This is a genomic window from Nonomuraea sp. NPDC003709, from assembly GCF_040610775.1.
Lineage (GTDB): Bacteria > Actinomycetota > Actinomycetes > Streptosporangiales > Streptosporangiaceae > Nonomuraea > Nonomuraea angiospora_A.
The window spans coordinates 92193-99194 of sequence record NZ_JBEXMW010000038.1 but is presented as its reverse complement, the minus strand read 5'-3'; the positions used below and the strand labels follow the sequence as shown (position 1 = coordinate 99194).

Sequence of the window (7002 nt, the reverse complement as noted above, 5' to 3'; positions counted from 1 at the left end):
GCCACCGACCTGGACTTCGCCTGGCCGGCCAACTGGCCGATCGTGCAGAACTTCGTGGACGTGATCGAGGCCCGCGACTACGTGCTGCTGCGCGCCTACGTCAACAGCACCGTCCTGACCGTCGCGTCGGTCGTGCTGATCGTCGTGTTCGCCTCCATGGCCGCGTTCGTGCTGCAGCGCCGCACGGGCAAGCTCGGCTCGGTGGCCAACTTCCTGGTGCTGACCGGGCTGATCATCCCGCCCGCGATCGTGCCCACCATCTGGCTGCTGCAGGCGCTCGGCCTGTTCAAGACCCTGCCGGGGCTGATCCTCATCGAGGTGGCCTTCCACATGGCGTACTCGGTGCTGCTGTTCCGGGCGTTCATCGCGGCCATCCCGCGCGAACTGGACGAGGCCGCCCAGATCGACGGCTGCACCGGGCTCGCGCTCTTCTTCCGGGTGGTCTTCCCCCTGCTCAAGCCGGTCACCATCACCGTGGTCCTGACCACCTCGGTGGCCATCTTCAACGACTTCGTCAACCCGCTCTACTTCACCCCCGGCGACGACAACGCCACCGTGCAGGTGACCCTCTACAACTTCCAGAGCCAGTACAACACCCAGTGGAACCTGCTGTTCATGGACATCGTCCTGATCACGATCCCACCGCTGCTGCTCTTCATCTTCTTCAACCGCAAGATCGTCGCCGGCATGACCGCCGGCGCCATCAAGGGCTAGGAGACCCGTGACCCTCGTGCATGTCGAAGCGCCCGTCTTCGAACACCACCACGACCCCATCGGCATCGGCGAAAGCGCTCCGCGTCTGTCGTGGACCGTCGCCACCGAACTCCCCGGCTGGCGGCAGCAGGCGTACGAGATCGAGATCAGCGACGGCACGGCCACCGGCCGGGTCGAGTCGGCGGAGTCGGTGCTCGTGCCCTGGCCGGGCGGCGAACTCGGCTCGCGCGAACGGCGCGGCGCCCGGGTGCGCGTACACGGCCGCGACGGCTCGGTCAGCGACTGGAGCCCCTGGTCGTGGGCGGAGGCCGGGCTGCTGGAGCCGGCCGACTGGACGGCGGGCGCGGCGGCGCCGCCGCTGGAGCTGCTGGGCCTCCCCGACGGGCCCGCGCTGCTGCTGCGCCGCGACTTCACCGTCCGCGGCCCGATCGAGCGGGCCCGCCTGTACGTCACCGCCCACGGCGTCCACGAGACCGAGATCAACGGCCGCGTCGTGGGCGACGATGTGCTCGCGCCCGGCTGGACCAGCTACGGCCACCGCCTACGCTACCGCACCCACGACGTCACCGACCTGCTGACCGAGGGCGCCAACGCCATCGGCGCCACCCTCGCCGACGGCTGGTATCGAGGCCGGATCGGCTTCCGGGGCGGCAAGAGCGACCTGTACGGCGACCGTACCGCGCTCATCGCCCAGCTCGAGATCGCCTACGCCGACGGCACCACCGACGTGCTGGCCACCGACGGGAGCTGGCGCTGCGCGACCGGGCCCGTCACCGCCGCCAGCCTGTACGACGGCGAGAAGTGCGACGCCCGCCTGCTGCCGTCCGGCTGGTCGGGCCCCGGCTTCGACGACGCGGCCTGGCTGCCCGCCGACTCCCTCCCGCACGACCCGGCCCTGCTCGTCGCACCGACGGGCCCGCCGGTCCGGCGCATCGAGACGCTGGCGCCGGTGGAGACGCTGACCGGGCCGGACGGGGAGACGATCCTCGACTTCGGCCAGAACATCGCCGGCCGCCTGCGCATCCGCGTCCAGGGCCCGGCCGGGCACACGGTCACGCTCCGGCACGCCGAGGTCCTGGAGAACGGCGGGCTGGCCATCCGCCCGCTGCGCGACGCCGCCGCGCTCGACCAGTACACGCTGCGCGGCGACGACGGGCCGGAGGAGTGGGAGCCGCGCTTCACCACGCACGGCTTCCGCTACGCGCAGATCGACGGCTGGCCCGGCGAGCTGGACCCGGCCTCCGACGTCGTGGCCGTGGTCTGCCACACCGACATGCGCAGGACCGGCGACTTCACCTGCTCGGACCCGCTGCTGTCCCGGCTGCACGACAACGTCGTGTGGAGCATGCGCGGCAACTACGTCGACCTGCCCACCGACTGCCCCCAGCGCGACGAGCGGCTCGGCTGGACCGGCGACATCCAGGTCTTCGCACCGGCCGCCGCGTTCCTCTACGACTGCTCGGGCCCGCTGGCGTCCTGGCTCGCCGACCTGGCCGTCGAGCAGGTCCAGGAGGGCACCGTGCCGCATTACGTGCCGTGGGTGCCGCTGCTGTTCGGCAACTCGCCGACCGCCGCGTGGGGCGATGCCGCGGTGCTCGTGCCGTGGACGCTCTACCAGCGCTTCGGCGACCTCGGGCTGCTGCGCCGGCAGTACGCCAGCATGAAGGCGTGGGTGGACCAGGTGGACGGGCTGGCCGGCGACGACCACCTGTGGAACGAGGGCTTCCAGTTCGGCGACTGGCTGGACCCGGCCGCGCCGCCGGACGACCCCGGCAGGGCCCGTACCGACCACGCGCTCGTCGCCACCGCCTACCACGCCCACACCGCCGCGGTCCTGGCCGAGACGGCGGCGCTGCTGGGTCACGACTCCGACGCCGGGCACTACGCGGCCCTGGCGCGGGAGGTGCGCGAGGCGTTCCGCCGGGAGTTCGTCACCCCGTCGGGGCGGCTGGCCTGCGACACTCAGACCGCCTACGCGCTGGCCCTGACCTTCGACCTGCTGGACGGGGCCGAGCAGCGGGAGCGGGCCGGGCGGCGCCTGGTCGAGCTGGTCGGCCAGGACGATCACCGCATCGGCACCGGGTTCGTCGGCACGCCGCTCATCTGCGACGCGCTCTGCTCGGTCGGGGCGTACGACACGGCGTACCGGCTGCTGCTCCAGCGCAACTGCCCGTCCTGGCTGTACCCGGTGACGATGGGCGCCACGACGATCTGGGAGCGCTGGGACAGCCTGCTGCCCGACGGCTCGGTCAACCCCGGTGAGATGACCTCGTTCAACCACTACGCGCTCGGCGCGGTGGCCGACTGGATGCACCGCACCGTGGCCGGGCTCGCCCCGGCCGCCCCCGGCTACCGCCGCCTGCGCGTCGCCCCCCGGCCGGGCGGCGACCTCACGCACGCCTCGGCCCGCCTCGACACCCCGTACGGCCTGGCGTCCGTCTCGTGGGAGCGGGACGGCGAGACGCTCACGGTCACGGCGACCGTGCCCCCGGGGACGGTCGCCGAGGTGGACCTGCCGGGGGCCATCCCGCAGGAGGTGGGCGCCGGGACCCACACGTTCACCACGACGATGTGACCCTCGATGCCGGGCTGGTGGCGGGGTCTACCGCCACCGGCCCGTGCTGCTCCAGTTCCTCCCCCTTCGGGCGCTGTGCCTGGAGGCTAGCCACGCGGATGTCGGGTATCCGTTGAGCTTCCGCCTGGCTTGCGATAGGAGACGACCTTGTCGCCGTTCGCCGGGTAGGCCATGATCAGCAGCCGCTGGGTGCCGTACTTGTCGCCCTTCCAGGGGACCCAGGCGAAGTGCACCCGGATGCGGTAGTGGCCCTTGCGGCCGTAGAGGGACAGGTCGGGCAGTTCGGTGCCGCTGAGGCCGTCCGACAGCACCATCTGCCCGGACGAGCTCAGGTAACCGACCTCCACCACCTGGTCCCAGCCCTTGGTCTCCACGGGCGGGCGGCGGGTGTAAGTCTCCAGGGTGACGCAGACGTGGGCGTCGGAGTGGGTCACCACGGCCAGGTGGCCGGGGCCGCTCCCGACCAGTCCGTTGTCCGCGGCTTCGGCGTAGACCTCCGCCGGGTCCTCGCCGTCGTCCGTCTCGTCGTACATCTCCAGACTTCCCTCGGGCCACTCGGGCTTCTTGAGGACGGAGGATCGGGCGGGCGGGACGAGGGGGCGGTGGCGCGGGGCCGCGTCGCATTTGCGCTGTTCCTCCGCCTCCCATTCCTCGAACTCCCGGTCCGCGGCGGCGCGTGCGGCCTTGATCGTCGCGTCGGCGCGCGGGCAGATCCCGGCGAGCGTCGAGACCAGGCTCTCGGCGTTCACCCGCAGGCGGGCCAGCTCCCTCCGGTCGTCGCGGGTGTAGGCGTCGCACAGGCGGCGGCCGTGGGCGAGCAGCACCTGGTCGGGGGTGGTGGCGGCGAACGTACGGCCGGCGCGTATCGCGCACACGAACGCCCGCTCGCCCGTCGGCGGCGGGGGCTCCTCGTCGTACTCCCAGGAGTCGCCCGGCGAGCAGTCCTCGGCCGTGGTGACGGGACCGCGCGCCAGGTCGGCGGCCGGGACGACGCACAACGCCGCGGCCACGGCCAGCAGGTGGTGCAGGGGGCGGCGCTTCGGGGCAGCGCCGTACAGGAGGATCAGGAGGAGGGCGGACGCGCCGAGCGCGGCGCCGTACCACAGCGGCGAGACCCCGAACCGGAACCCGCCGTCCTCGCCCCTGCTCAGCAGCGCTTCCGGGTAGATCAGCATCCCGTGGGAGAGGGACTCCTCGCCCGGGTCTGGTTCGTACGTGAGGAAGGAGACGGCGCCGATCACGGCGGCGAGCGCCAGGGCGTTGACCGTGGCGCGCAGCAGCGGCCGGGTCCTGCGGACGACCGCGACCAGGATCAGCGCGGCGGGCGCGCCCACGCCGACGAGCACGTCGAAGGCGAACCACGTCACGATCGCGCCGGCGCCCGTCTCCTCGCGCAGGAACCTCTCGATCACGCCCCTGGGGCCGATCCACAGCACCGAGCCCTGCGCGAGATTGACGGCCGCGGGGACGAGCGGGAGCGCGACGGCCACGGCCGCGAGCTGCCAGGGCCGCGCCGCCGCCCGCTCGGGCGCGGGCCGGACCAGGGGCGAGTGCGGGATCGGGTTGGCCAACTCGTGGGCGGAGCGGGCGTCCCACACCATGCCGAAGACGCTCACCGCGCCCAGGAGGCTGTGGTACAGCAGGGAATAGTTGATCTCGTCGTACAGCATCATGTACGAGTACGACGACGGCGACACGAACGACATCGCCCCCGAGATCGCGCCCGTCCACACCGTGGTCCGGCTCCAGCGCGGATCCCTGGCCTGGCCCACCAGGATCGGCACCACCCACAGGACCCAGATGAATTCGTCCAGCCCGCCGAACGAGCCGATGCTCACGAGGGCAGCCAGGTCGAACCAGAAGGCGATGCTGGTGGCGATCAGCGAGACGGCGCTGAGCGTGCCCGCCACGAGCGCGAGGAGCCGCCATCCCCGGGACAGCACCGGGGCGAGGACCAGCGGATACACCCAGACGACAACCAGCTGGAGCAGGCCGCCGAGCACCCCCGTCCACCATGCGTACGGGATCGGGAGCCGGACGACCAGCGTCAGGGCGAGGCCGGCGTACAGGGCCGCGCGGAGCAGCGCGACCCGCCTGCCCCTGCCGGTCAGCGCTCCGGCGGCGCGCCCGCGCAGCGCCTGCCAGTAGGCCCAGCCCTGCAGCAGCCCGGCCGCCACGACCAGGAGCTCCGCCCACCAGACGAACGGAACCTCGCGCGGGTCCCACTCCCCCACGACCAGCCGCCGCAGCAGCGCGGGGTCGCGGGTGACCAGCGCGACGACGCCGAGCGCGACGACCAGCACCGCGTAGGCGAGGGCGAGCGGCGCGGCGATCCGGCCGAAACGGTAGCGGCGCACGGGACCTCCTCGGGGGGCGGTTCGGACCGGGCAAAGGCGCCCAACCCTAGCGAGCCACCCCGAAGATGATCAAGTATCGGTGCTCAGCCGATGCGGAGCGGGAGCGTACGCGGGCCGCGGACCTGGCCTGTGGCCCAGGTGACCGCCGCCGGGTCGTCGAGGCCGAAGACCGGGATGCGCTCCAGCCACACCTCCAGGGCGATCCGCAGCTCCATGCGGGCCAGGTGCGACCCAACGCAGCGGTGGATGCCCAGGCCGAAGGCGGCGTGCCGGTTGACCTCGCGGTCGATGACGACCTCTCCGGCCCGGTCGAACTGCTCCGGGTCGCGGTTGGCCGCCGGGAACGACAGCAGGACCCAGTCGTCGGCCTTCATGTCGACGCCGTTCCAGCGCATGTCCTCCTTGACCAGCCGCGCCATGGTGACCGGCGCGTAGGCCCGCAGGAACTCCTCCATCGCGGCCGGCAGCAGCTCGGGCTCGGCCACCAGCCGCTCGCGGTCGCGCGGCGTCTTGGCCAGATGCCACAGCGACGCCCCGATCGCGCTCCACGTGGTGTCGATCCCGGCGATCAGCAGCAGCGCCATCGTCCCCGCCACGTGCGAGGACTCCAGCTTCCGCCCGTACAGCTCGGCGTCGACGAGGTAGGTCGTCAGGTCGTCGCGCGGGTGGTCCACGTGGTCGCGGATCTGGACGAGCAGGTAGTCGAACAGCTGCTCCATCCCCTCCATGCGCTTCTCCGCCGGCCGGTTCACGCCTTCGAGCGCGTTCTCGATGAACTCGCGGAAGCGGGGCCCGTCCTCGGGCGGGAAGCCGAGCATGTCGGCGATGACCCGCATCGGGATGTGCTGGGCGTAGTCGCGGGCCGCGTCCACCACGTCCTGGCCGGCTAATCCGTCGATGAGCTCATGGCAGAGCGCCCGCGTCGACGCCTCCCGCCTGGCGACGGCGGTCTTGGTGAACGCCGGCAGCAGCAGCCTGCGCGCGTCGTGGTGGAACGGCGGGTCGGAGGAGATCGGCGGCGAGCCGCCGATCGGCGCGACCTCGCGGGGCGGCCGGAAGTTGCTCATGATGATCGAGCGCGAGGAGAAGCGCTCGGTGTCGTACGCGATGGCCGCCACGTCCTCGTGCCGCGTCGGCAGCCAGCCGCCGCCGAAGCGGTCGGTGTGCGCGATCGGGCAGCGCTGTCGCAGCTCGTCCTGGATGGGGTACGGGTCCGCGGCCCACTCGGGCTCCAGGTGGGAGAAGTCGGTCGCCCAGTCGGACACCGGGCCGGTGACGATCTCGTTGCGCGTGCCGAGGGGCGGGTCGTCTCCCGTGCCCCGGAAGTCCTGGCTGAAACGGTCGTCAACGGTCATC

The 7002-nt window shown here is 72.4% G+C and carries 4 protein-coding genes; 2 read left to right on the top strand and 2 right to left on the bottom strand.

The genetic code is table 11. From position 1 onward, the window contains the following. Positions 1–714: carbohydrate ABC transporter permease (locus tag ABZX61_RS59455; RefSeq protein WP_355210455.1), on the top strand; the 714-nt coding region annotated here is incomplete at its 5' end. A 7-nt stretch (positions 715–721) separates the two neighbouring features. Next, positions 722–3289 carry a family 78 glycoside hydrolase catalytic domain gene (locus tag ABZX61_RS59450; protein ID WP_355210452.1) on the top strand — a complete coding sequence of 856 codons (2568 nt, stop codon included), beginning with the start codon at positions 722–724 and terminating at the stop codon, positions 3287–3289. Positions 3290–3375: 86 nt separating this feature from the next. On the opposite strand, the gene ABZX61_RS59445 is transcribed toward ABZX61_RS59450, so the two are convergent. Next, positions 3376–5646, bottom strand: coding sequence for a hypothetical protein (locus ABZX61_RS59445; protein ID WP_355210449.1), 2271 nt, complete (start codon positions 5644–5646; stop codon positions 3376–3378). An 83-nt stretch (positions 5647–5729) separates the two neighbouring features. Beyond that, on the bottom strand, positions 5730–7001 hold the full coding sequence (locus tag ABZX61_RS59440) for a cytochrome P450 (RefSeq protein ID WP_355210446.1): 1272 nt from the start codon (positions 6999–7001) through the stop codon (positions 5730–5732). Between the last annotated feature and the right edge of the window lies 1 nt (position 7002).